This is a genomic window from Paracoccus aestuariivivens (assembly GCF_009711225.1).
Classification (GTDB): domain Bacteria; phylum Pseudomonadota; class Alphaproteobacteria; order Rhodobacterales; family Rhodobacteraceae; genus Paracoccus; species Paracoccus aestuariivivens.
The window spans coordinates 56,370-80,842 of sequence record NZ_WMIE01000009.1 but is presented as its reverse complement, the minus strand read 5'-3'; the positions used below and the strand labels follow the sequence as shown (position 1 = coordinate 80,842).

The 24,473-nt window shown below is 63.2% G+C and carries 26 protein-coding genes and 1 tRNA gene; 16 read left to right on the top strand and 11 right to left on the bottom strand.

The features are described from left to right. The first annotated feature begins 14 nt into the window (after positions 1 to 14). Genes GL286_RS14775 through GL286_RS14765 form a run of 3 tightly spaced genes read left to right on the top strand, consistent with a single transcriptional unit; the run spans position 15 to position 1,983 of the window. Positions 15 to 1,283 (top strand): bifunctional folylpolyglutamate synthase/dihydrofolate synthase, encoded by a 1,269-nt coding sequence (locus tag GL286_RS14775; protein WP_155096343.1) that lies wholly within the window; start codon positions 15 to 17, stop codon positions 1,281 to 1,283. Positions 1,284 to 1,335: 52 nt separating this feature from the next. Continuing rightward, the gene (locus tag GL286_RS14770; protein WP_155096342.1) at positions 1,336 to 1,758 is read left to right on the top strand and encodes a Hint domain-containing protein; all 423 of its coding nucleotides are present in this window, start codon (positions 1,336 to 1,338) and stop codon (positions 1,756 to 1,758) included. A 15-nt stretch (positions 1,759 to 1,773) separates the two neighbouring features. Further along, positions 1,774 to 1,983 (top strand): hypothetical protein, encoded by a 210-nt coding sequence (locus GL286_RS14765; protein ID WP_155096341.1) that lies wholly within the window; start codon positions 1,774 to 1,776, stop codon positions 1,981 to 1,983. 22 nt (positions 1,984 to 2,005) lie between these two features. Here GL286_RS14765 and zapE read toward each other — a convergent pair whose 3' ends face one another. Both zapE and GL286_RS14755 read right to left on the bottom strand, forming a co-directional pair. Then, positions 2,006 to 3,109, bottom strand: a complete 1,104-nt coding sequence (gene zapE, locus GL286_RS14760; protein ID WP_155096340.1) for a cell division protein ZapE — start codon at positions 3,107 to 3,109, stop codon at positions 2,006 to 2,008. 65 nt (positions 3,110 to 3,174) lie between these two features. Then, positions 3,175 to 4,488 (bottom strand): MFS transporter, encoded by a 1,314-nt coding sequence (locus GL286_RS14755; protein WP_155096339.1) that lies wholly within the window; start codon positions 4,486 to 4,488, stop codon positions 3,175 to 3,177. A gap of 129 nt (positions 4,489 to 4,617) precedes the next feature. Here GL286_RS14755 and GL286_RS14750 point away from each other — a divergent pair, with 129 nt between their 5' ends. Both GL286_RS14750 and GL286_RS14745 read left to right on the top strand, forming a co-directional pair. Then, entirely contained in the window at positions 4,618 to 4,983 is a 366-nt protein-coding gene (locus GL286_RS14750) for a hypothetical protein (RefSeq protein ID WP_155096338.1), read from the top strand. A gap of 74 nt (positions 4,984 to 5,057) precedes the next feature. Beyond that, on the top strand, positions 5,058 to 5,270 hold the full coding sequence (locus tag GL286_RS14745) for a hypothetical protein (RefSeq protein ID WP_155096337.1): 213 nt from the start codon (positions 5,058 to 5,060) through the stop codon (positions 5,268 to 5,270). Between the two features lie 59 nt (positions 5,271 to 5,329). On the opposite strand, the gene GL286_RS14740 is transcribed toward GL286_RS14745, so the two are convergent. Further along, positions 5,330 to 6,163, bottom strand: coding sequence for a shikimate dehydrogenase family protein (locus tag GL286_RS14740; protein WP_155096336.1), 834 nt, complete (start codon positions 6,161 to 6,163; stop codon positions 5,330 to 5,332). Between the two features lie 124 nt (positions 6,164 to 6,287). Here GL286_RS14740 and GL286_RS14735 point away from each other — a divergent pair, with 124 nt between their 5' ends. Next, positions 6,288 to 7,208, top strand: coding sequence for a LysR family transcriptional regulator (locus GL286_RS14735; protein ID WP_155096335.1), 921 nt, complete (start codon positions 6,288 to 6,290; stop codon positions 7,206 to 7,208). Between the two features lie 46 nt (positions 7,209 to 7,254). Here the strand turns inward: GL286_RS14735 and GL286_RS14730 are convergent. The 4 genes from GL286_RS14730 to GL286_RS14715 form a co-directional block, all read right to left on the bottom strand. Then, positions 7,255 to 7,330: transfer RNA gene (locus GL286_RS14730), tRNA-Thr, on the bottom strand. Between the two features lie 54 nt (positions 7,331 to 7,384). Then, positions 7,385 to 9,139 carry a heme biosynthesis protein HemY gene (locus GL286_RS14725; RefSeq protein ID WP_170295215.1) on the bottom strand — a complete coding sequence of 585 codons (1,755 nt, stop codon included), beginning with the start codon at positions 9,137 to 9,139 and terminating at the stop codon, positions 7,385 to 7,387. Between the two features lie 10 nt (positions 9,140 to 9,149). Next, a complete protein-coding gene (locus tag GL286_RS14720; protein ID WP_170295214.1) occupies positions 9,150 to 10,583 on the bottom strand; it encodes a COG4223 family protein in 1,434 nt (477 codons plus the stop codon). A 96-nt stretch (positions 10,584 to 10,679) separates the two neighbouring features. Next, positions 10,680 to 11,375, bottom strand: a complete 696-nt coding sequence (locus GL286_RS14715) for a uroporphyrinogen-III synthase (RefSeq protein ID WP_155096333.1) — start codon at positions 11,373 to 11,375, stop codon at positions 10,680 to 10,682. A 69-nt stretch (positions 11,376 to 11,444) separates the two neighbouring features. On the opposite strand from GL286_RS14715, the gene tsaD reads away from it, so the two are divergent. Genes tsaD through GL286_RS14690 form a run of 5 tightly spaced genes read left to right on the top strand, consistent with a single transcriptional unit; the run spans position 11,445 to position 15,990 of the window. Continuing rightward, positions 11,445 to 12,509 carry a tRNA (adenosine(37)-N6)-threonylcarbamoyltransferase complex transferase subunit TsaD gene (gene tsaD, locus GL286_RS14710; RefSeq protein ID WP_155096332.1) on the top strand — a complete coding sequence of 355 codons (1,065 nt, stop codon included), beginning with the start codon at positions 11,445 to 11,447 and terminating at the stop codon, positions 12,507 to 12,509. After that, the gene (locus tag GL286_RS14705) at positions 12,506 to 13,450 is read left to right on the top strand and encodes an NAD(P)H-dependent glycerol-3-phosphate dehydrogenase (RefSeq protein WP_155096331.1); all 945 of its coding nucleotides are present in this window, start codon (positions 12,506 to 12,508) and stop codon (positions 13,448 to 13,450) included. The genes tsaD and GL286_RS14705 overlap by 4 nt, the downstream gene beginning before the upstream one ends. Next, positions 13,447 to 13,722, top strand: a complete 276-nt coding sequence (locus GL286_RS14700) for a YciI family protein (RefSeq protein ID WP_211596353.1) — start codon at positions 13,447 to 13,449, stop codon at positions 13,720 to 13,722. Before GL286_RS14705 ends, GL286_RS14700 begins: the two co-directional genes overlap by 4 nt. Beyond that, positions 13,722 to 14,147, top strand: a complete 426-nt coding sequence (locus GL286_RS14695; RefSeq protein WP_211596351.1) for an EVE domain-containing protein — start codon at positions 13,722 to 13,724, stop codon at positions 14,145 to 14,147. Before GL286_RS14700 ends, GL286_RS14695 begins: the two co-directional genes overlap by 1 nt. 43 nt (positions 14,148 to 14,190) lie before the next feature. Next, positions 14,191 to 15,990: an ABC transporter transmembrane domain-containing protein gene (locus GL286_RS14690; RefSeq protein ID WP_155096329.1), complete on the top strand. Its 1,800-nt coding sequence runs from the start codon at positions 14,191 to 14,193 to the stop codon at positions 15,988 to 15,990. Here the strand turns inward: GL286_RS14690 and GL286_RS22565 are convergent. Beyond that, positions 15,987 to 16,310 (bottom strand): CAP domain-containing protein, encoded by a 324-nt coding sequence (locus tag GL286_RS22565; RefSeq protein WP_246184969.1) that lies wholly within the window; start codon positions 16,308 to 16,310, stop codon positions 15,987 to 15,989. The genes GL286_RS14690 and GL286_RS22565 overlap by 4 nt on opposite strands. On the opposite strand from GL286_RS22565, the gene GL286_RS22560 reads away from it, so the two are divergent. The 3 genes from GL286_RS22560 (at position 16,219) to GL286_RS14675 (ending at position 19,243) form a co-directional block, all read left to right on the top strand. Continuing rightward, positions 16,219 to 16,431, top strand: a complete 213-nt coding sequence (locus GL286_RS22560; protein ID WP_246184972.1) for a hypothetical protein — start codon at positions 16,219 to 16,221, stop codon at positions 16,429 to 16,431. The two genes, GL286_RS22565 and GL286_RS22560, sit on opposite strands and share 92 nt — an antisense overlap. 215 nt (positions 16,432 to 16,646) lie before the next feature. Next, a complete protein-coding gene (gene lysM, locus GL286_RS14680; protein ID WP_155096327.1) occupies positions 16,647 to 17,234 on the top strand; it encodes a peptidoglycan-binding protein LysM in 588 nt (195 codons plus the stop codon). A 122-nt stretch (positions 17,235 to 17,356) separates the two neighbouring features. Further along, positions 17,357 to 19,243 (top strand): acyl-CoA synthetase, encoded by a 1,887-nt coding sequence (locus GL286_RS14675; RefSeq protein ID WP_155096326.1) that lies wholly within the window; start codon positions 17,357 to 17,359, stop codon positions 19,241 to 19,243. A 75-nt stretch (positions 19,244 to 19,318) separates the two neighbouring features. Here the strand turns inward: GL286_RS14675 and ettA are convergent, their stop codons facing one another. The 3 genes from ettA to rimO all read right to left on the bottom strand — a co-directional run bounded on the left by ettA (position 19,319) and on the right by rimO (position 23,364). Then, on the bottom strand, positions 19,319 to 20,974 hold the full coding sequence (gene ettA / locus GL286_RS14670; RefSeq protein ID WP_155096325.1) for an energy-dependent translational throttle protein EttA: 1,656 nt from the start codon (positions 20,972 to 20,974) through the stop codon (positions 19,319 to 19,321). 85 nt (positions 20,975 to 21,059) lie between these two features. Next, positions 21,060 to 21,917: a sulfotransferase family protein gene (locus tag GL286_RS14665; protein WP_155096324.1), complete on the bottom strand. Its 858-nt coding sequence runs from the start codon at positions 21,915 to 21,917 to the stop codon at positions 21,060 to 21,062. Positions 21,918 to 21,996: 79 nt separating this feature from the next. After that, positions 21,997 to 23,364 carry a 30S ribosomal protein S12 methylthiotransferase RimO gene (gene rimO, locus GL286_RS14660; RefSeq protein WP_170295218.1) on the bottom strand — a complete coding sequence of 456 codons (1,368 nt, stop codon included), beginning with the start codon at positions 23,362 to 23,364 and terminating at the stop codon, positions 21,997 to 21,999. A gap of 134 nt (positions 23,365 to 23,498) precedes the next feature. On the opposite strand from rimO, the gene GL286_RS14655 reads away from it, so the two are divergent. Together GL286_RS14655 and GL286_RS14650 are read left to right on the top strand one after the other, a co-directional pair. Next, positions 23,499 to 23,945 carry a hypothetical protein gene (locus GL286_RS14655; protein ID WP_246184967.1) on the top strand — a complete coding sequence of 149 codons (447 nt, stop codon included), beginning with the start codon at positions 23,499 to 23,501 and terminating at the stop codon, positions 23,943 to 23,945. Positions 23,946 to 24,128: 183 nt separating this feature from the next. After that, the gene (locus GL286_RS14650) at positions 24,129 to 24,335 is read left to right on the top strand and encodes a cold-shock protein (RefSeq protein ID WP_155096322.1); all 207 of its coding nucleotides are present in this window, start codon (positions 24,129 to 24,131) and stop codon (positions 24,333 to 24,335) included. Positions 24,336 to 24,473 lie beyond the last annotated feature (138 nt).

Sequence of the window (24,473 nt, the reverse complement as noted above, 5' to 3'; positions counted from 1 at the left end):
GACCGGCCCACATGATGACCACCTCGGACCAGATCCTCGCGCGGCTGATGCAGTTGCACCCCAAGGTCATCGACCTGTCGCTGGACCGGATGGAGCGCATCCTTGCGGCGTTGGGCAATCCCGAACGCCGCATTCCGCCCGTGATCCACATCGCCGGCACGAATGGCAAGGGCTCGACTCAGGCCATGATCCGCGCGGGGCTAGAGGCGGCGGGCAAGCGCGTCCACGCCTATACCTCGCCGCATCTGGCGCATTTCCGCGAACGTATCCGGCTGGCGGGCGAGCTGATCTCCGAGACCGAACTGGCCGCGATATTGGAGGAATGCGAAGCCGCGAATGGCGGTCATCCGATCACCTTCTTCGAGATCACCACAGCGGCCGCATTCCTTGCGTTCTCGCGCATCCCTGCCGATTACACCCTGCTTGAGGTCGGGCTTGGCGGGCGGCTTGACGCGACGAATGTCATCGACAATCCTGCCCTGACCGTCATCACTCCGGTCAGCATCGACCACACCCAGTTTCTGGGCGATACCCTGCCCCAGATCGCGGGCGAAAAAGCCGGCATCATCAAGCGTGGCGTGCCCTGCATCGTCGCCCCGCAAGCCCCCGAGGGCCGCGAGGTCATCGAGACCCGTGCCGAGGCGCTGGCCGCCCCCCTGCGCATCGCACGTCAGGATTGGGACAGCTACTCCGAGCATGGCCGTCTGGTCTATTTCGACGACAAGGGTCTGCTGGATCTGCCGCTTCCGAACCTGCCCGGCCCGCACCAGATCCAGAATGCGGGCACAGCCATCGCCGCCCTGCGCGAGCTTGGCTTTGGCGAGCCCGAGGCGACCGCCGCCGTCACCCGTGCAGAATGGCCCGCCCGTATGCAGCGCCTGACGCGCGGGCCACTGGTCGAGGCTGCGGGAGATTGCGAATTGTGGCTAGATGGCGGGCACAACCCCGCCGGAGGCGAGGCCGTCGCCGCGACCCTTGCCGCCATGCCCAAACGCCCGACCCATCTGGTCTGCGGCATGCTCAACACCAAGGATGTCGAAGGCTATATGCGCCCGCTCGCGTCCCAAATCCGCAGCATGATCGCAGTCCCGATCCCCGGCGCCGAGGCCACCTTGCCCGCGGAGGAAACCGAAAGCGCCGCCATCCGCGTGGGCATCGCCGCCACGACGGCCACCGACACGCTGGATGCAGTGCGCCGCATCGCGCTGGAGGAACCCGGCGCGCGTATCCTGATCTGCGGCTCGCTTTATCTGGCGGGCGACGTGCTGCGCCAGAACGGCTGATCTGTCGCACCCTCGTTTTGTCTGGAATGCTTCGCGCCGACCGGTTGCCAAAATGGCCGGTCGGTGTCTGTTCCCGCTTGAGATCGACGACGCGAATGATGACGGCGTGATCGAACATGACGAATGGGTCAGCTATACCGGAAGCACTACCGGTCACGTCGCCAGAGAGACCCCACCTCCGGCGCTGTTAGATGGAAGCACCGGCAACGATCTGGACGGCACGCTATACTCGCCGCAACCCTTTGAGGCGGGCGACGATCTGGATGTCTGCTATCTCACGGGAACGCTGATCGCCACGCCCGAAGGCGAGCGTCCGGTCGAAACCCTGCGCGTCTGCGATCTGGTCCTGACCCGCGACCATGGCCCGCAACCGGTGCTCTGGCGCGGATCGTCGCTGGTCAGCGGGGCCCAGATTGTTCGTTCACCGCACCACCTGATGAGGGCCGGTCATCCGGGACTTGGGACGCGCCTCTAACCCGGCGGGTTCGAAATGATCCACCTCGCCCTCGCCCGCCACGAGATCCTTCTGGCCGGAGGTGCGCCGATGGAGTCCTCTTATACGGGACCGATGACCCTGCGGGCGCTGTCGCATCTGCACCGGCTGGCCCCGATGATGGCATACCCCGCGCTGGCATCAGTCGTGAACCCGGTGAAACCGGCGCGGCCTTTATCCGGCACAAGAACTACTGCCGAATCGTGACCCAGACCGCCGATCTCTAAGATCAGCCGCGTCCCCAGTCAGCATCACGCATCTCGCGCAGGCGGCTCGCTGTGCGTTCGAATTCGAACGCGCCCTCGCCCTCGGCATAAAGGCGTTCTGGATTATCGGCGCCGCTGGCGATCAGCCGGACCTTGGCCTCGTAGAGGGCGTCGATCAGGGTGACGAAGCGCTTGGCCTCGTTGTAATTCGACTGGCTCAGGCGGGGGATGCTGTCGATCAGCAGCAGATCCAGCGCCTCGGCCACGGCAAGGTAATCCGCCGGACCCAAGGGCTTGGCGCACAGATCCCAGAAACTGGCCCGCGCGATGCGACCGACATGTTGGGGCAGTTCGACCTTGCGGCCCTTGACCTCAAGCACCAGCGGAGTCGATTCCGCCGTGCCGGTCTCCTCGCGCCAGATCCGGTCCAGATGACCGCGCGCAATACTGTCGGCAGGCGAGAACCAGACCTGCTCCCCCTCGTCGCGGTTCTGGCGGTGATCGGTGGCGCTGACCAGTTCGATCACGTCCATCTTCTCGCGCAGAAGGCCGATGAAGGGCACGAAAAGCTGCCGGTTCAGACCGTTCTTGTACAGATCCTCAGGGACGCGGTTCGAGGTGGTGACGGTGGTCACGCCTTCCTCGAACAGGATCTGGAACAGGCGACCGACGATCATCGCATCGGCAATGTCGGTAATCTGCATTTCATCAAAGCAGAGCAGTCTGGTGTTCTGCGCGATGGATTTGGCAACCGGACGGACAGCGTCCTGCTGGCCGGTCTTTCGCACGCCCTCAAGCGCGGCCTGAACCTCTTGCATGAACTCGTGGAAATGGACGCGGCGCTTTTGCGACAATGGCGCGGCCTCCATGACCAGATCCATCAGCATGGATTTGCCGCGCCCGACCCCGCCCCACAGGTAGACCCCCTTGGCAGCAGCAGCGGGGGCGCTTTGGCCACCGCCGATCAGCTTGGACAACCATCCCGTTTTCTGCGGCGCGGGCGCAGGAGTCGCGACCAGATCGCGGACCAGACGGTCCAACGCAGGCAAGACACCACGCTGGGCGGCATCGGGAGCAAGTTGACCAGCGCGGACGCGGGCCTCGTAAAGTTCGGATACGGTCACCATGATCGCCCCCCTGCCAAAGAAATCCCCGACCCGCAAGGGGGCCGGAGCGGAAGATCAGGGACGGATCAGCCGATTGCCTGATTTCGGGTTTCGGTCCGGATCGCCAAGGTGATCACTGCCGCCAGCACCAGCAGACCGGCAAACACCCCGATCGCGATGCCAAAGCCCTGCGCCATGACCACACCCAGCAGCGAAGGCGCGATCAGACCGCCGACCCGCGCCATCGCACTGGCCGTCCCCATGCCGGTGGCGCGCAGACCGGTCGGGAACAATTCGGGGGTGAAAGCATATAGCGCGCCCCATGTTCCCAGCAGCGCAAAGCTCATCAGCAGCAGCGCGCCTCCGCCAAGCGCGGGGGTAGACGCCAGCGTGAACATCAGGCAACCGGCGGCGCTGAGCAGCAGGAAGATCTGCAATGTCAGTTTGCGGCCCCAAGACTCGACCCCATAAGCTGCCAGCGCATAGCCGGGGATCTGGGCAAAGGCCAACAGGACAAGGAAACCGTAGCTTTTCACGAAGCCCGCCCCGCCGCTGACCAGTTGCGAGGGTAACCAGACAAAGACGCCGTAATAGGACAGCGAAACCAGAAACCACGTGGCAAAGATCGCGATGCTACGGTTACGCATGCGGGGACCAAAGATACCTTCGCCGACCTCGGGGGCTTCGGGGGCGACCAACCGCACCTGCGGGCCAAGCTCGCGGCTGCCATTACCGGTCAGGACACGGTCGATCACCTTGCGCGCGCCGACCTGATCGCCTTGGCGAAGCAGATACATCGGTGATTCCGGCACCCACAGCCGCAGCCAGATGCCGATCAGAGCGGGCAATGCGGCGACCGCGAAAACCCAGCGCCACGGCTCGGCAGCGCCCGCGAGATGCGCGATCCACGCGGTCAGCGCGATGACGATGGTGCCGACGGCCCAGAACCCCTCAAGCCAGACCAGCCAGCGGCCACGGTTTCGCGGCGGCAGGAACTCGGCCATCATGGCGTAATCGACCGGCAGAGTGCCCCCTACCGCCACCCCGACCAGAAAACGCAGGGCCAGCAGCACGACAAAATCCTGCGCAAAGACCGAGGCAAGGCCGAAGATCGCGTCACAGGTCACCGTCAGCATCAGGACTTTGCGCCGCCCGATCCGGTCCGCGATGCGGCCGAACAGCGTCGCCCCGACGAACATGCCCAGAAAGAACAGCGTTCCGGTCTGCAAGGCCTGCGGTACCGTCAGCCCGAAGCTTGCCGCGATCGAGGCAGCGGTGAAGCCGATCGCCAGTACCTGCATCGCGTCCGCTGCCCAGACCAAGCCGAAGATCCCCAACAACCGTTGCTGGAACCGACCCGCCCCGCCCTGCGTCAGAGCTTCGTCGACCGTCATGTCCATGCGCTATCCCCTACGCCCGAGTCGGAATTTCGCGTCATATGTTCACAAGGTCGCGCGTTTTTCCACTCTGCGCGGCCCGATACGCCGTCGCACTTGCGCAAGGCATACGAAACAGGCGAAATCCGCGGGATGATTCAGCAGTCGCCCGATCCGGAACAACACTTCCATGCCTCGCCCCTGCGGGCGTGGCTGGTGGCGTTTGCCGTTCTGCTTCTGGCGATCCTGCCCGGCCCAAGCGCGCCGGACCGGGCCGACCTGCATCCGAACTATCTGGTATCGGGACAGGTCGAGCTTATCGGCCATCAGGGCCGCGAGTTGTTGTCCCGCAACGAGGGTGTGCAGTTCCGCCCCCTGACGCCCGCAGCGACACTGCCCGTCACCGATACCCCTACCCGCCCACAAGCGGCCAAGCGGCACCGGCAAGCCGACCCGATCTGGCGGGCGACGTCACGCACGGCGCTGACGCCGAAAGCACGCGCACCACCTCTGGCCTGACGATCGCAGCTTCCCTCGCACCGCGTTCCACGTGGAATGCGGGTGCTAACTATGCGTTCATCATGGACAATCACATGAATATCCGAACCAACTCTCTGGATGAGAGCGGGGCAACGCCCGCTGATTTCGGCCCTCATTTCGTCGCGCCTCCGCCCAAAATCGAGACAGGCCCCGATTTGCCTCCGGTCACGACAACCCAGCATCGCTCGGGCTGGTCGGTCCTGCTGCATTGGTCGCTGATGCTTGGCGGCTTCGCCGCGCTGGCCCTGCTGGGCCATTTGCTTTAGCGCCAGACACGAAAAAGGGCGGCCCTAAAGGGACCGCCCTTTTAACGAAAACATGGGGATCAGTAGCTGATCGCAGCGTGCTGGCGCAGTTCGTCGACCGAGGGACGACCGAACCCGAAGAACTCCAGATAGGCCGGAATCTGTTCGAACAGCATATCCGTGCCGATCTGGTAGCGGCATCCCCGCGCTGCGGCAGCCGCAAGAAAGGGCGTCATTTCCGCCTTCATCACGACCTCACCCACGAAAGTCGCCGGATCGATGCGTTCCACATCCATCGGCAAGGGATCATCCGGATTCATCCCGAGTGGCGAGGCATTGACCACCAGATCAAAGCCTGCCGGATCTTTGGAACCTGTCTCGACGACCAGATCGCCATAGGCGGCACGCAACCGCCCCGCCAAGGCATCGGCGCTTGCCGGAACGGGATCGAACAGCGCCAACCGCGCCACACCCGCCTTGGCCAAAGAGGCCGCGATGGCCGATCCGACGCCGCCACACCCCACGACCAGCGCCGAGCGGCCCAGCAACTCCTGTCCTTTGTTCAGGACACCGCGCACAAAGCCCTCGCCGTCGAACATATCGGCCTCTAGCAGCCCGTCCTCGGCCAGACGCAGCGCATTCGCCGAACCGGCGATACGCGCGGTGACAGAGACACGGTCGGCCAGATCGACGGTGGCGACCTTATGCGGCATGGTGATCAATGCGCCGTGGATGTTCGACATGCGGAACAACAGACGCAGAAATTCGGCGTAGTCGTCGGGCTTGACGCCCATCGGCACGACGACCGCGTCGATGCCGCGATGCTCGAACCAAGGGTTATAGATCATTGGCGCCTTGAAGGTGCTTGTGGGGTAGCCCAGATGCGCGATCAGTTTCGTGGTTCCGCGGATCATTTCTTGCCTCGATGCTGCTTGGCGGCAGCTTTTGCAGCAGAACGGAATTACGTCAAATATAAATGCCCGCCCGATATTAACATGATGTTAAGATAGCTCCCAGCAAGTACGGGCAGAAAATTGCATGAGCCAGCTTACAATTCGTCAGGTCGAGGTGATCCGCGCCGTCATGATGGCCGGTACGATTCAGGGCGCGGCCGCGCTGCTGAACGTCTCGGCGCCGGGCGTGTCACGATTGGTGAAATATTCCGAGGATTCGCTGGGAATCCGGCTATTTGACCGCAAGGGCGGGTTGTTCGTCCCGTCAGCCGAGGCCGCCTCGATTTTCGAGATGATCCATCAGGTCCATCACCAGATGGACAACCTGAATTACGCGGTACGCTCGTTGCGACAAGGCGAAGGCGTGCGGCTGTCCTTCGCTTCGGCACCCTCGATCGCGCAATTCATCGCCGCGCGGGTCATCCGTGGCATTCGGGGACGCTTTCCCGAACTGTTCATCGACCTGAACATCCTGAAGATTGAGGAAACGACCGACTATCTGCTGCTGGATCGCGGCGAGTTCGTCGTGATGAGTTCGGCCGTCACCAATCCCGCCCTCAGCAGCGAACCCTTGGCGACCGGTCGCCTGATGGTCATCGTACCGGACGGGCACCGTTTGGCGCAGCAAAGCGCGATCTCGATCCATGATCTTGAGGGAGAGGATCTGATCGGCGTCGATCCCGACGATCCCTATGGTGCGGCGCTCGCCCGTCCCTTTGCCGATGCGGGCGTCAAACCCAGCTACGCGATCCGGGGGAGGTTCGCGCAGACAGTGGTCAGCCTTGTGCGACACGGTCTGGGCGTGGCGCTGATCGACGAATTTTCGGTGGCCGAGGTCTATATGCCCGGCCTGACCCGCCGCCCCCTGATCGAGGAAGGCGGCCTGACCGCATGGGTCGTGACCCGCAAAGGGCGTCCGCTTTCCAGCTTTGCCGAATTGACCATCTCGCAGTTCCGCCGCGAATTCGCTGCGGCCATCGCGCGCCACGATTGGGATGAACGCTGAAAACAGAAAAGCCCTCAGCAGATACCGCGAGGCTTTTTCTGAAAAGTGGTGCCGATGAAGGGACTCGAACCCCCGACCCCATCATTACGAATGACGTGCTCTACCAGCTGAGCTACATCGGCACTTTCCTTATGCCGCGCCGGATAGCAGGTTCCGGCGCGGTCGAAAAGGGGGGGTTAGTAATTTTTCCCCATAACGCGCGGATCTTCCTCGGGCGGCTCGACATCGGGCCGCACCGGCAGCACGTCCACGACTTCGGCACTATGCGGTTTCGCAGGCGGAGGCGTCACTTCAACGGGACGCGGGTTGACCGGAACAACCTCGGGTTCGGGATCGGTCACGGTCATCGCCGGTTCCGTTTCGACGGGGCGGGCCGGTTCGACGGGACGGGTCGGCGCGCGGTAATCCGATTCGCGCGGTACCATTCCGGGTTGCACATCCGCGACCTCCTCGGCGGGCTCGGACTTGGACGCGGGCGCAGCACGATCGGCCTTCGCCGCCGATGAGGAAGTGCTGCCAGCCGGAGCGGCAGGCGCAGCAGAAGGAAGCGGTCCCACAAGCAACGGCAGCATCTCGACCCCGTTCGGGACGATTCCGGCAGTTGCGGCGGCACCCTCGGGCTCGCGCCATGTCAGCGTATCGAAGCCACCGCAGCTGTCACAGACCGGAGCCCAGTCACCCATGACGTTATGGCATTTGTCGCAGACCCATTGCGGACCACGGCTGGCTACCAGCGCACTGGCCAGAATGCCCCGCACGACGGCGTCGTCCGAGCCCTCGCCACGTTCGACCGCGGCAAGGATCGACAGCGACCGCACGGTGGGATGCTTCTGCGCGAGATCGCCCAAGGCGCGGCGTGCCCCCGGAAAATCCTCGGCCGCGAGCAGAAGTTCGGCTTTCAGCAGCTTGGTTTCCTCATGATCGGGGTTCTGTTTGATCAGATCCTCGAAACGACGCAGACGGGCGGCAGGAGTTTCGTCGGGAACGATCTCGGCGAAGGTGGCGGCAATCGAGGGATGCGGACGAACGCTCCAGGTCTTTTGCAGCACGCGGGCAGCATTGCGTCTGTCATTCTGCGCAATGTAGCTGCGCGCCGCCAGAACCGAGGCCGGAATCAGGTCGGGGCTGGCGCGGTTGGCCGAGATCGCCGCTTCGCGGGCGCTGATCGAGTTCCCCTCGGCCAACACCTCGGATGCCTGCTTCAGCGCCAGAACCGCATCGCGGCGGATATGGACCTCTTTCGGCAACTGACCCTGTTTGCGCTTGTCCTTCAGGACAGAACGCGCGCCTTTCCAATCGCCCTCACGCGTTTGAAGCTGCAGCAAGGTGTCCTGCACTTCGGCATGTTTCGGCTTCAGGGCATAGGCTTTTTCGGCCAGTTTCAACGCGGTTGTCGTGTCACCGGCTTCCAGTTTCTGGCGCATCAGGCCACGGATACCGACAAAGCGAGTGCGATCGTCGGCCAGCAGCTTGCGGTAGACCTCGCCAGCCTTGCGATTATCGCCAGCGACCTCGGCGGCCTGCGCGGCCAGCAGGTCGGTCAGGTGCGGTTTATCAAGGAACTTCGCGGCCTTGGCGGCCTTGTCCTGCGCCAGACGCCCCTCACCCGAGGCGACGGCCAGCATGCCTTCGGACAGCGCCTCATAGCCTTTGCGTTCCCGCGAACGCGCGAAATAGCGGTTGATCGCGGTTTCGTCGCCCATCAGGAAGCGAACAAACGCCAGAGCGACGCCGATCAGCTTGACCAGCAGCCAGCCGAACAGGAACAGGACCAGAAGCGCGATAAGGGCCTGAACCGGACCAAGCGTATATTCGACGCCGTCATAGACCATGCGCAAGGCATGTCCGGTTTCCGAAAGATGAACCGCGCCCAAAGTCACGGCCAGAATGACCGCGAAGAAAATCAGGATCTTCAAGGCAGATAGCAGCATGACCGACCCCTCAATTTCCGCTTGCGGCCAGATCGGCCAATGCGGCATTCGCCTCGACCCAGGTCGCGGCGCGGGCCGTCCAGACCTGCATCGCCAGCTGACCCGTTTCCGGCAATGTCGCAATTTCGGCCAATGCGCCTTTGATATCGCCAGCCTCGACATCGGCATTCGCACGCGACAGGATTGCGTCGGGATCGCTTCCCTCGCGCGGCTCGACCGAGCGGGCACCGGTTTGCACGCGCAGGAAATTCCCCAGCTTGCCCATCGTGCCCTCATCCGCCGCAACAGCGTCCATCGAGGCACGCAAGCCATCACGAGCAGCAGGGGCGAACTCGGCGCGCAGTTGGTCCAGACGCGGCACGTCGCCGGTCAGCACCACCGGAACCGAGGCACCGGCCGCCGAAAGCTCGGCCAGGGCCTGATCGCGCGGCGCGCCATTCTCGATCGCGGTTTTCAGGGCTGCAGCTGCGGTGACGCCCTGAGCGCGACGCGTCGCCTGCTCGGTCGATTGCTGCAGTTGCTCGGCCTGTTTTACCAGCGTTTGGACCTGCTCGGCGGTGGCCGGATCGACAGCCGGACGGGCCGCCAATTCGTCGATCACCGCCTGCTGGGCGCTGACACGGGCCGCCAGTTCGTCCAGCGCAGCCTTTGACACACCCGCCTCTTGCGGCTGGGCCAATGGCATTGCAGGGGCTGCACCATCGGCGACCGGACGATTGGCCAATTCGGCGATAGTGGTTTCAAGCGCCGCGATCTTGTCGGTCAAAGCGGCCGGAATTTCGGCAGGGGCCGCTGTCGAGGCGGGTTGGGCCGCATTGGCGTCGGCCAGCGTCTGGCGGGCAGCATCGGCCCCCGCCTCACTGGCGCGACCGACGATAGTATCGGCCTGCGCGGCAAATTCGGCGCGCGCGGCCTCGGTTGCGAGTTGACGTGCCGCGTCAAGCTGTGCCTCGGGCGAGACCGCCTCGACCGCACCGGGTCGCCATTCCTCGGGCAGTTGCGGGATCGCCCAATAGGTTGCCGCCGCGCCCAGACCCGCAGCGACGACACCACCCAGAAATGTCGGGAAGAAGCCCACTTTGCGAATTTCGGGCTTGGGTTCGGATTTCGGCGATGTCTTGGGCTCGGGCTTGCTTTCATTGCCCGAAGGAGTCGCGGTCGAGGCGGGCTCGGGGCGACTGACCGGAGGCACGGGGCTGGCGGCGGCCACGACTGCGGCTTCGGTCGGCGCAATCGTATCGCGTTTGGCGGCAGCCTTGGCTTCGCCTCCCACGCCAACCAGCGACGACTCAATCGCGGGCTTCGTCTCGGTTGCGGCGGGTTCGATGTCGGTGCCAGCGGCAACCGGGCGGTTTTCGACCACAGCGGCACTGGATGCCGCTTTTTTCTGGTCCTTTCGGGGGGTTGCGGCGGCTTCGCGCGTCTTGTTCTCTGGTTCTTTCACGATGCTTCCCCGTTCCTTTTCAACCTATTGCCCGCAACGCTGCCAGCGCGGGTTCCGCATCGGACCGGCGCAGCGCGACATGTGTTCATCGGCAGTCTAATCGCCGCCACTCGGCGCCTCAACCCGCCGTTGGCCCCCCGGTTCCTCTGCCGCAAGGCTTTCAACCGCAACTCGCATACCTGCCGCATCAGGCGTCAACGCGATCACCGAACGGGCGGGCTCATGGCGCCAGGCCGCCTGCGCCGCCGCACTGATCGTGGCAAGCCATAGCGGCGCACGAGCGGCACGGACCCAATCCGACACCAGCGCCGCCGAACGCGGAGAGAAAATCGGCACGATCACCGGAGCCGCGCCGGCCAGCAATTCCACGGCCTGCGGGCTGGGCAGCTCGGGCAACTGATCATAGACGACGATGCCGGAAACCGGCAAATCCTTAGCGATATGCCTGCCATGTGGGTGCAGCCAGCCCGGTCCCAGCCCCGCAAGCAAAGGCAGCATCCGCGCCGCGTCGCCCGGTCCCTCGGTGACGGAGAACCCGGCTTTGCGCGCTGCTTCCGCTGTCGCTGGACCGACGCAAATCGCGGGCCTTCCCCGCCCTGCTCCGGCCGCCGGAACCGCATTGACCGAGGTGAAAACCAACCCCGTCGCCGCCGCTATTCCGGCCTTGTCATGGGCCACCGGCACGATGCGCAGAACCGGCGAGATCACCACCGGCAGGTGCAGATGCGCCAGCCCTGCGGCAAAGCGTCGCGAGGCATCTTCGGGACGGGTCAGCAATAGGCTTGGCGGCATGGCAATCGGTCCGCTCAGGTGTTAGTTGAACATGCCTAGGCCCTTGGCCGCGCGGGAACAAGGAATAGCATGTCACTGACCTTTCTGGGCATCGAAAGCAGCTGCGACGACACGGCCGCCGCCGTCGTGCGCGAGGATGGGACCATCCTTGCCTCGGTCGTCGCCGGACAGACGGACCTGCATGCCGATTTCGGAGGCGTCGTTCCCGAAATCGCCGCCCGCGCCCATGCCGAAAAACTGGATCTTTGCGTCGAACAGGCCCTGTCCGAAGCAGGTGTCGCCCTGCGCGATCTGGACGGAATCGCTGTCACCGCGGGTCCGGGCCTGATCGGAGGCGTTCTGGCCGGCGTCATGCTGGCCAAGGGACTGGCCGTCGGAACGGGCCTGCCCTTGGTCGGGGTGAACCACCTTGCGGGCCATGCGCTGACGCCGCGCCTGACCGATCAAGTGGCCTATCCCTATCTGATGCTGCTGGTTTCGGGCGGACATTGCCAGTTCCTGTCGGTGAGCGGCCCCGAGGATTTCACCCGTCTGGGCGGCACCATCGACGATGCGCCGGGCGAGGCCTTCGACAAGGTCGCCAAGTTGCTGGGCATTCCCCAACCCGGTGGACCGATGGTCGAGGAAGCCGCACAGCGCGGCAATCCCAAGCGCTTCGCCTTCCCGCGTCCGCTGCTGGATCGCCCCGGCTGCGATATGAGCTTTTCCGGCCTCAAGACCGCCATCCTGCGCCAGCGGGACGAATTGGTCGCTGCTCAGGGCGGTCTGCATGAGCAGGACCGCGACGATATCTGCGCCGGTTTTCAGGCTGCCGTCGCCGATGTGCTGGCCGAAAAAACCCGCCGCGCCCTGGCCATCGCCCCTGCCCCGACGCTGGCCGTCGCAGGCGGTGTCGCGGCGAACCAGACTTTGCGCGCGGCCCTGCAAGCCGTGGCCGCCGAAGCAGGGGCGGCATTCGTTGCACCTCCGCTGCGGCTTTGCACCGACAATGCCGCCATGATCGCATGGGCCGGAATCGAGGCCTATAATGCGGGTCAGCGCGATGGCTTGGACCTGATGGCGCGCCCCCGCTGGCCGCTGGACCAAAAATCCGCCCCGATGCTTGGTGCCGGAAAGCGTGGAGCCAAGGCATGAGCATCGCCGTGATCGGAGCCGGAGCCTTCGGGACCGCGCTTGCCGTGACGCTCGCCACAAAGACCGACGTCACGCTTTGGGGACGCGATACCGATTGGGCGTCTACCGGCGAAAACCCCCGCCTTCCGGGCGTTGCCTTGCCTGAAAACCTGCGCGTCACCGATGACCTCGATGCGGTTCAGGCCAATACCGTGCTACTGGGTTTACCCGCGCAGGTGCTGGGCGGTTTCCTGACCGAAAATGCGGCAAGGCTGAATGGCCGCAATCTGATCAGCTGCGCCAAGGGCATCGACCTTTCGACGCTGACCGGCCCTTCGGCACTGATTGCGAAAGCCTGCCCCGCCTCGATCGTGGCTGTTCTGACCGGTCCCAGCTTTGCCGCCGATATCGCGCGCGGATTGCCGACAGCCCTGACGCTGGCTTGCGCCGATGCCCTTGCGGCGAAGCATCTGCAATCCGAGCTTTCGACCGCCACGCTGCGGCTATACCGCACCAGCGACATGACCGGCGCTGAACTGGGCGGGGCGTTGAAAAACGTCATCGCCATCGCTGCGGGCGCGGCCATCGGCGCGGGCTATGGCGACAGCGCGCGGGCCAGCGTCATCACGCGCGGTTTCGCCGAAATGACCCGTCTTGCCGCAGCGCTTGGCGCCAGACCCGAGACCCTGACCGGCCTGTCGGGTCTGGGCGATCTGGTCCTGACCTGCACCTCGGAACAATCCCGCAACTTCCGTTACGGCCTTGCACTTGGCGCGGGCCGCGATTTCGCCTCGGGCACCACGGTCGAAGGCGCGGCGACCGCCCGCGCCGTTGCCGCGCTTGCGCCGCGCCTTGGTGTCGAACTGCCGGTCTCGCAACTGGTCGCGGGTCTTGCCGAGGGGCGCATCGCCATGGAACATGCGCTCGATATTCTGCTGAACCGCCCATTAAAGGAAGAATGATGCCCCTTTTTGCCGTCATCTGCCGCGACAAGCCCGACCATTTGCAGACCCGTATGGAGACGCGCGAACGCCATCTCGCCTATCTGGCGGAACGTCCCGTCGTCCAATTCGCCGGCCCCTTCATCGAGGGCGGATCTCCCATCGGCTCGCTTCTGGTGGTCGAGGCCGAAAGCATTGCGGCCGCACAGGACTGGGCAGCGAACGATCCCTATGCGCAGGCCGGACTATTCGCCTCGGTCGAGGTGATCGAGTGGCGCAAGGTCATCGGCTGATGGCATATTGGCTGTTCAAATCCGAACCCGACGTCTTTAGCTTCGACGATCTGATCTCCAAGGGGGAAAAGGGCGAGGAATGGGACGGGGTCCGTAACTATCAGGCCCGCAATAACATGCGCGCCATGCAGATCGGCGAGCGCGGCTTCTTCTACCATTCGAATATCGGCAAGGAAGTCGTCGGCATCTGCGAGGTTGTCGCGCTGGCCCATCCCGATTCATCGACCGAAGATCCGCGCTGGGAATGCGTCGATATCAAGGCCGTGGCACGGGTTAAGTCTCCGGTCAGCCTTGACGATGCCAAGGCCGAGGAACGCCTGTCCAAGATGGTGCTGGTCAACAACTCGCGCCTTTCGGTACAGCCCGTCGCAGATGACGAATGGGACGTGATCCTTCAGCTGGCCGGCGGAACCGAGAAGCTTTGATCGAATAACGGACGCCCCTTAGGGTCGTCCGATGGGAGGAAATATGGCACGCGGCCCCAAGATCATCGCTGATCGTCCGACAACGAAACGCATCGGCGCACTTCGGGCGCTGTGGCCCTTTATCCGGCCCTATCAGGCTTTGCTGGTGGCGGCGATGCTGGCCTTGTCGCTGACGGCGGGGATCAGCCTGACGCTGCCTCTGGCCGTGCGCCGCGTCGTCGATGGCTTTGACGCCGGCGCGCATCTGCTGGACCAGTATTTCGGCGCGGCATTGGCCATCGTGGCCCTGCTCGCCATAGGTACGGGGCTGCGCTACTACCTTGTCACCCGACTGGGCGAACGCGTCGTGGCGGATATCCGCGAGGCGGTCTTTGCCCGCGTGATCACCCTGAGTCCCTCCTTCTACGAGCGCGTCCTGACCGGCGAGATCATCAGCCGCATCACCACCGACACCACATTGATCCAGTCGGTGATCGGGTCGTCCGTGTCGATCGCCCTGCGCAACTTCATGATCCTGATCGGCGGCATGATCATGCTGCTGCTGACCTCGACCAAACTTTCGGGGCTGGTCCTGCTGCTGGTGCCGGTCGTCGTCGTGCCGATCATCGTGCTGGGTCGCAAATTGCGGGCGCTGTCGCGCGAGAATCAGGACTGGATCGCGCAAAGCTCGGGCGCGGCCTCGGAGGCGCTGCTATCGGCCCAGACCGTGCAGGCCTTTACCCACGAAGCCCCGACGCAGGCCCGCTTCCGTGACGTGACCGAGAAATCCTATGCTTCGGCCATGCGGCGCGTCGGCACGCGCACGGTGATGACCGTCATCGTGATCTTCCTGATCTTCTCGGGCGTGTTGGGCATCTTGTGGATCGGCGCGCGCGACGTCCGGACCGAGGTCATGACCGTCGGCAGCCTCGTGCAGTTCGTCATCTACGCGGTCATGGTCGCAGGCGCTGTCGGCGCACTGTCGGAGATCTGGGGCGAATTGCAGCGTGCCGCAGGCGCAACCGAGCGACTGACCGAGTTGCTATCGGCGCAAGACAGCCTGACCGATCCATCCCAGCCTATCGCCCTGCCCCGCCCCGCCAAGGGCCGGATCAGCTTCAAGGATGTGACGTTCCATTACCCCTCGCGGCCGGATGTTTCGGCGCTGGACGGGATCGATCTGGACATCGGGTCCGGCGAGACGGTGGCGCTGGTCGGCCCGTCCGGTGCGGGCAAAACGACGATCATCCAGCTTCTGCTGCGTTTCTGGGACCCCGCCTCGGGTCAGGTCGCCATCGACGGCATCGACCTGCGCGACATGGCACGGGCCGATTTCCGTCGCGACATCGCGCTTGTCCCGCAAGAGCCGGTGATTTTCGCGACGACCGCACGCGAGAATATCCGCTTTGGCCGCCCTGACGCCTCGGATGCCGAGGTCGAGGCCGCCGCCCGCGCCGCCCATGCCCATGATTTCCTGACCGCGCTGCCCGATGGCTATAACTCGCAGGTGGGCGAACGCGGCGTCATGCTGTCGGGCGGCCAACGCCAGCGTATCGCCATTGCCCGCGCGATTTTGCGCGACGCGCCGATCCTGTTGCTGGACGAGGCGACCAGCGCGCTGGATGCCGAATCCGAGCGTCTGGTGCAGGCCGCCGTCGATGAACTGTCGCAAAACCGCACCACGATCATCGTGGCGCACCGGTTGGCGACGGTGAAAAAGGCGGACCGGATCGTGGTCTTCGATCATGGCCGGATCGTGGCGCAGGGGCGTCACGATGAATTGGTGGCACAAGGCGGGCTATACGCGCGCCTTGCGCGGCTGCAATTCACCGAAGGCACGACAGCCCTGCAAGAGGCCGGCTAGCGCGGAGCGGCATAGACGGCGGACCAGTAAACGGTCTTGCCGTCCGAACCGACAGCCTTGCCGATCCCGAAATCCCGAAGCTGCGGGATCATGATATTAGCGATATGGCCGGACGATGCCGCCCATTGCGCCAGAACCTGCGGCTGGTTGTAGGGACCGGCGGCGATGTTCTCGGCAACGATGGTCGGGGCATAACCGGCAGCCTTCGCGCGCGGCATCGGCCCCCTGGTGCTGCTGCCCTTATGCGACATCAACCCCCTTCGCGCCATGTCGCAGGCATGGGCCGCAGCCACGCGTGCCAGCCGCGGGTCTGGGGTCAAAGGCGCAAGGTCACGGGCGCTGCGTGTGGCATTTGTCGCGCGAACCGCCGCCGCATTCTCGGCCGCGCTGGCGGCCGGACAAGATGCCGCACCCGCCGTGCTGGCCTTTACGTCGGGATAGGCCCCATGCTGCGAAGATGGCGCACAAGCTGCCAAAACCCCAGCAAATGCTACAAATGCTGCAGCAGTCTTGATTGATAATCTCTCCATGCGGACCAAAATGGGGAATGTTCGCAGGGATGGAACCCGACGATGCGCGTCTATGCCCGTTTCCGGCAAGGAACCGCCGAAAAGCAAGCCGCGTTAAGTGCTGCAACAACGTGGAAAGGATGGACAATGGCTATCTGGGACTTCGTGAAAGACGCCGGAAAATCAATCTTCGGCTCCGAAGCACATGCCGAGGAAGCGCCCAAGACGGCGGCTGCCGCGGCTCCGGCCCCAAGCGACACCGACATCAAGGTCGCGGCCCTTAAAAAAGAGCTGACCGATCTGGGCCTGACCGCCAAGGACGTTCACCTGACGCTGCGCGGTGGCGACACTGTCGTTATCTCGGGCAAGGCCCGCGATCAGGCCACGATGGAGAAGCTGATCCTGGCGCTTGGCAACATCAAGGGCATCGCGCATGTCGAACTGGCCGAGGAGCCTGCCTTGGCCGGTTTCGGGGCCGCTAATGCCGCGCCGCCGCCATCGACCGCGCCGGGTGGTCCGAACGAGACGGCTCCTGCACCTGCGGCCCCAGCCGCCGAACAGTTCAAGGCTCCGGTGTTCCACACCGTCAAGAAAGGCGAGACCCTGTCCGCCATCGCCAAGGAATATCTGGGTAGCGCCAACCGCTATCCCGAGATCTTCGAGGCGAACAAACCGATGCTGACCGACCCCGACAAGATTTATCCGGGTCAAACCCTGCGCATCCCGCAATCCTGACGTGCGGCTGACGTAGCGTATCACCTCTGCCGGGCTTGGGCTGGCCCCTTGCCCGGTCAATGGGTTTCGGACCATTCTCCTGCTCCGGGGGAACACCCGTTGGACGACTGGGAGGAAAGTTCATGGCCAAATTCGCAACCGCCGCCGATCGCGACGCGATCGAGGCAGAAATGCCATATCAAGACAGGCCACTTCCCGGCTCGGTCTATCAGATGTTAAGCCATACGCGGGACCAGTATCCCGACCGCGCCGCGCTTAGCTTCCAACTGCTCTCGGACCCCAAATCGAAAGCCCGCACGCTTAGCTGGAGCGAGCTGCACGAACGCGTCACCGAAACCGCGAACCTGTTCCGCAGTCTGGGCATCGGCCCGACGGATGTCGTCGCCTATCTTCTGCCGAACTCGCTGGAGACCCCCATCGTCTTGCTGGCCGGAGCGACGGCGGGAATCGTCAACCCGATCAACCCGTTGCTGGAGCCCGAGCAGATCGCCTCGGTCCTTCGTGAAACGAACGCGAAAGTTCTGGTCACGCTGAAGCCGTTCCCGAAATCCGACGTGGCCCAACGCGCCGCCGAAGCCGTTGCCTTGGCGCCAAACGTCAAGACGGTGCTTCAGGTTGATCTGCGCGGTTATCTGTCGGGGCTCAAACGTCTTGCGATCCCGTTCATGCGTCCCAAGCTAACGGTGCAGAATCAGGCGAAGTATATGGACTTCGAAGGTTCGGCCAGCGCGCAGCGACATAACCGCCTGATCTTTGACGAGCCCGAGGGCGACCGCATCGCCGCCTATTTCCATACCGGCGGAACCACCGGCACGCCCAAGGTCGCACAGCACAAGCAATCGGGCATGATCTATAACGGCTGGCTTGGATCGACCCTGATTTTCGACGAAACCGACGTTCTGCTGTGCCCGCTGCCGATGTTCCACGTGCTTGCGGCCTATCCGGTGCTGATGTCCTGCGTCGCATCGGGTGCGCAACTGGTGATGCCCACCCCTGCGGGCTATCGGGGCGAAGGGGTGATCAAGAACTTCTGGAAGCTGATCGAACGCTGGGACGTGACCTTCATGATCACGGTCCCAACAGCGATCTCGGCCCTGATGTCGCGCCCGGTGGATGCGAATGTGTCCTCGCTCAAGACCGCCATTTCCGGTTCGGCCCCGCTGCCCGTCGAGCTTTACAACCGCTTCAAAGCCGCAACCGGTGTCGAGATCTCCGAGGGTTACGGCCTGACCGAGGCAACCTGCCTTGTGTCCTGCAACCCGATGGCGGGGATGAAGAAGATCGGCTCGGTCGGGTTGCCGTTGCCCTATTCGCATGTCCGCGTCCTGCGCCGCACGCCCGACGGATATCATGAATGCGCCACCGACGAGATCGGCGAGATCTGCGTCGCCAGTCCCGGTATTTTCGAGGGTTCGACCTATACCGAGCCCGACAAGAATCAGGATCTGTTCGCCGAGGGCCGTTTCCTGCGCACCGGCGATCTGGGCCGGATGGACGCGGACGGATATCTCTGGATCACGGGCCGCGCCAAGGATCTGATCATTCGCGGCGGCCACAATATCGACCCCGCCATGATCGAGGATGCGCTGCTGTCCCATCCCAAGGTCGCCTTTGTCGGCGCAATCGGCCAGCCCGACAGTTTCGCCGGCGAGTTGCCCTGCGCCTATGTCGAACTGGTTCCGGATGCCGAAGTCACCATAGCGGAGTTACTGGACCACGCCCGCGACCATATTCAGGAACGCGCCGCAATCCCCAAGCATATCGAGATCCTGTCGGAACTGCCCAAGACGGCTGTCGGCAAGATCTTCAAACCCGATCTGCGCAAACTGGCGATCAAGCGGGTGTATAACGCCGCCCTGACCAAGGCCGAGATTGCCGCCGAAGTGAGCGAAGTAATCGACGACAAGAAGCGCGGACTTGTCGCCCGTCTGTCGCGGCGCGGTCCGGTGGACGACCAGAAGCTGGGCGATTGCCTTGGCCAGTTCACTCGCCCGTGGGAATGGGTCTGATCACCACGAACCGGTAAGCAGGAACTGAAACGGGCCGGAGAATACTCCGGCCCGTCGCATTTCTGGTCGCCTGAATTAGCGGGTGAATTTCTTGTGCTTCACACGCTTGGGTTCGACCGAATCAGGGCCGAGGCGGCGGATCTTGTCTTTCTCGAAGTCCTCGAAGTTGCCCTCGAAATATTCGACATGGGCATCGCCCTCAAAGGCGAGGATGTGCGTGCACAGACGGTCGAGGAAGAAGCGGTCGTGCGAGATGATGATCGCGCAGCCGGCAAAGTTCTCGATCGCCGCTTCCAGCGCCTGCAGGGTTTCGACGTCGAGATCGTTGGTCGGTTCGTCGAGCAACAGCACGTTGCCGCCGGATTTCAGCAGTTTCGCCATGTGCACGCGATTGCGTTCACCGCCCGAGAGCAGGCCGACTTTCTTCTGCTGGTCGCCGCCCTTGAAGTTGAACGAGCCGACATAGTTGCGACTGCTAACCTGCGCATCGCCCAGTTCGATCATCTCGGCACCGCCCGAGATCTCTTCCCAGACGGTCTTGTTCGGATCGAGGCTGTCACGCGATTGGTCGACGAAGGACAGCTTGACGGTATCGCCGATGGTGACTGTGCCTTCATCGGGCTGCTCTTGCCCGACCAGCATCTTGAACAGCGTCGATTTGCCCGCGCCGTTCGGACCGATCACACCGATGATGCCGCCCGGCGGCAGGCTGAACGAGAGATTCTCGATCAGTTGCTTGTCGCCCATGTGCTTTTTCAGGCCCTCGACCTCGATGACCTTGTTGCCAAGGCGCGGGCCGTGCGGGATGACGATCTGGGCGGTGCCGACCAGTTCCTTGACGGATTCGTCAGCCATCTTGTTGTAGGCGGCGATACGGGCCTTGGATTTCGCCTGACGGGCCTTCGCGCCGGCGCGGATCCACTCAAGCTCTTTCTCCATGGCCTTCTGCTTGGACTTGTCCTCGCGCGCCTCTTGGGCAATGCGCTTGGCTTTCGCGTCCAGCCAGCTGGAATAGTTGCCCTCATGCGGGATGCCGCGGCCACGCTCCAGTTCCAGAATCCACGTCGTGATATCGTCGAGGAAGTAGCGGTCGTGGGTCACGGTCAGGATCGTGCCCTTATATTCGATCAGGTGCTTTTGCAGCCAGGCGATCGTTTCCGCGTCCAGGTGGTTGGTCGGTTCGTCCAGCAGCAGCATGTCCGGCGCTTCAAGGAGCAGCTTGCACAAAGCGACACGGCGGCGCTCACCGCCCGAGAGGGTCTCGACATCGGCATCATCGGGAGGGCAGCGCAGGGCTTCCATCGCGATATCGACCTGATTGTCCAGATCCCACAAGTTCTCGGCGTCGATCTCGTCCTGCAGACGCGCCATCTCGTCGGCGGTCTCGTCCGAATAGTTCATCGCCAGTTCGTTGTAACGGTCGAGCTTGGCTTGCTTGGCAGCGACGCCTTCCATGACGTTGGCGCGCACGTTCAGCGCGGGGTCAAGGTAGGGTTCCTGCGACAGGTAGCCGACTTTGGCACCCTTGGCGGCCCAAGCCTCGCCTTGGAAGTCCTTGTCCATACCTGCCATCACCTTGAGCAGGGTGGACTTACCGGCGCCGTTGACGCCAACGACGCCGATCTTGACGCCGGGCAGGAAGTTCAGGTGGATGTTCTCGAACACCTTCTTCCCGCCGGGATAGGTCTTGGACACTCCGTCCATGTGATAGACATACTGGTAGGAGGCCATGATCGTTCCTCGTTCATGAAATCTGTATGGGTTTGGCCGCTATTTAGTGCAGCGACGAACAAAGGGAAAGGCTCGGCGCAGAAGCTCAGCGAAACTGCGAGGTGAATTCCTTGCCGAAGGTCTCGTCCAGATAGGAAAACTGCGGCTCAAGCTTTTCACGCAGCTTGGCGCGGGCCTTGTCGGGCACGGAAAGCGAATTGTCCGAGGCGAACACCTTCTTGCCCACATCGCGATAATCGAACGGCTTCAGGTCAAGGAAAGTCTCGACCCGACGCAGCAGGCCAAGCGGATCGCGCGCGATCATGCCAAAGGGCAGGTACAGCATCCGGTCCGCGGCGAAGCGGCTGTTCCAGCGCGGCACATAGGTCTTGTAATCACCACGGTCGATCAGCACCGGATCTTCGACCTCGGTCAGCCAGGCCTCGACCGAATCCGGTTTGCGCCGCGCCCGCGTCAGGTTCATTTTCAGCTGCGAAATGGCGCGGTCGACCGGATGCCGGATGATGTAGATGAATTTCGCGTTCGGCAGAAAGTTCGAGATGAACTCGACCCCTTCCTCGGGCAGCGTCGAATATTCTGGCGTCACGTCCAGCGTGCGGGTGTTTTCCGGCGCGGGCGCGAACACGGTCTTGTACCAGTGATTGGTGAACATCGGTTCGCGGGTGACGCGGTGCAGGTATTTCTGGATATGTTCAGGGACGTCCTCGCCCTTTTCGTCCCAGCGCTTCTGGATGCTGATCTTGGCGCGTTTATAGTGCCAGGGCAGCCATTTGCGATGCTCCTCGACGAAGCGGTAGTTGAAAAACTGCACTTCCTTGAAGGGCGGCGTCCAGATTTCGGGATGCTGGGACAGCATCTGCGACAGCCAAGTGGTTCCCGCTTTCTGGGCGCCGATGCCCAGAAAATCGGGTTTGCGAGGTTTGCCGTTCGGGTCCCAGTTCATGCGCCTGCCTTTTTCCTGCGTTCGGGCATAGTGTTAGGACAGGCACATCATGGGGAAAAGACCTATCCGGTCCGATTGATCAGGGCGTGCCCCACAGATCGTATTCACCTGCCTCATCGACCGTCACGCTGACGATATCGCCGGGGCTCAGCGTTTCGAAGCCCTCGTCGATGAACAGGTTGCCGTCGATTTCGGGCGCATCGGCCTTGGTCCGGCAGGTCGCACCCTGCTCGTCCACACTATCGACGATCACGTCGATGCGGCTTCCGACCTTGGCGGCCAGCTTCGCCTCGGAGATCGCCTGCGACTTCTCCATGAAGCGGTTCCAGCGGTCCTGCTTGACCTCATCCGGCACGTGATCGGGCAGCATGTTCGCCCGTGCGCCTTTGACGTTCTCGTATTGGAAGCAGCCGACGCGATCCAGCTGCGCCTCGTCGAGCCAATCCAGCAACGTCTGGAATTCTTCTTCTGTTTCCCCGGGATAGCCGACGATGAAAGTCGAGCGCAGTGTGATGTCCGGACAGGCCGAGCGCCATGCGTTGATCTCGTCCAAGGTCTTCGCAGCCGCTGCCGGACGGGCCATGCGTCTAAGGACATCGGGATGCGCGTGCTGGAACGGGATGTCCAGATAAGGCAGCACCAGCCCCTCGGCCATCAGCGGAATCAGGTCGCGGACATGCGGATAGGGATAGACGTAATGCAGCCGGACCCATGCCCCCAAGCTGCCCAGATCACGCGCAAGATCGGTGATATGGGCGCGGTGACCACGCTCGGTCGCGTATTTGCGATCAAGGCCGTAAGCCGAGGTATCTTGCGAAATGACCAGCAACTCGCGCACGCCTGCTTCGACCAGCTTTTCGGCCTCGCGCATGACGGCATGGGCAGGGCGGCTGACCAGCTTCCCGCGCATATCGGGAATGATACAGAACTTGCAGGCGTGGTTGCAGCCCTCGGAAATCTTCAGATAGCTGTAATGGCGCGGGGTCAGGCTGACTCCGCTGGCCGGCAGCAGGTCGATGAACGGATCGGGCGAGGGCGGGACCGCGCCGTGGACGGCATCCAGCACCTGCTCATATTGCTGCGGGCCGGTTACGGCCAGAACCGACGGGTGCGCGCCGGTGATGTATTCGGGTTCCGCGCCCAGACAGCCGGTGACGATGACCTTGCCGTTTTCCGCCAGCGCCTCGCCGATGGCCGCCAAGCTTTCCGCCTTGGCGCTGTCGAGGAAGCCGCATGTGTTCACGATGACCGCGCCTGCGCCTTTGTATTCGGGGCTGATCGCGTAGCCCTCGGCGCGCAGGCGCGTCAGGATGCGTTCGCTGTCCACCAGCGCCTTGGGACAGCCAAGGCTGACCATGCCAATCGTCGGCTGCCCCTCCCGACGCGTGGTGTCGAAAATGGGGTTCGGGGCTAGATCGGGGCGCAACAGGGGCGGGTTCTGGCTCATGCGGGGCATATAATGTGCCATTCGGCCATTGTTAAGCGATAAGCGGAGGATTGCACGTACACCGGAACGTCATTTTGCCTGATGCGTTCCAATAGGCATATCGCAGGATATGACTGGACAGGATGGATGACGGAATGAAACGGATTTTTGCCTTGTTGGCCGTGTTGGTGACGCTCGTGGCTCTCGCGGCGCCTCAGGCGCAGGCCCGCGCGACCGGCAAGCCCATCGTCATCGCCAATGATCGTGGCGGCAATGTCGTCAGGACGATGCAGCGCCGTCAGGAACTCGAGGCGAGCGGTCGCCCCGTCGAGATCCGCGGCTACTGCCGTTCGGCCTGCACGATGTATATCACGATGAGGAACGCCTGCCTCGGGCCCGGGGCGACGGTCGGTTTTCACGCTCCGCGCATCCCGAACACCCATATTATTCCGCCGCTGGTCGATCAGTTGATGGCGCGCTATTACCGTAACGGCATTTTGCAAAAGTGGAACTCCGAGTGGAAACACTCGTTGAAAATGCATAAGATTAGCGCGAAGCAATATGTCAGACTGGACCCGCAGACCAGGCTTTGCAGCCGCTGAGGCTGCGGCTTTTTGTGCTTCGCCCAAGCTAGGACTTGTAATCCCAGCCTGATGCGCCCATTTTGGACCGGCTACGTTATTTCCTTTGCACCCTGTCTCCCCTGCGGCTTCAGCCTGTGTTTTGATCTGACTGAGCCGGGTCGCCACATGTTGTGGGCGGCAATTTTCTAAGGAGATCTCACGATGGCCAAGGGCACCGTGAAATGGTTCAACGCAACCAAAGGCTTCGGCTTCATCGCACCTGAAACCGGCGGCAAAGATGTGTTCGTTCACATCTCGGCTCTCGAGCGTGCAAACATCCGTCACCTCGAAGACGGTCAGGCTGTGACCTTCGAAGTCGAAGCAGGCCGTGACGGTCGTCAATCGGCTCGCGATCTGGCGCTGGCCTGATTCGCTGCGGATTATCCGTTAAGCCATTGGTCCTGGCCGTCGTCGGCCGGACCTTCCAGCCTCTGACCTCGCGCCATTCTTGAACGCACGGTAGCAGAGAAACTGGGCTGAGCCGCGCCTTCTGGCGCAGATCGCCCG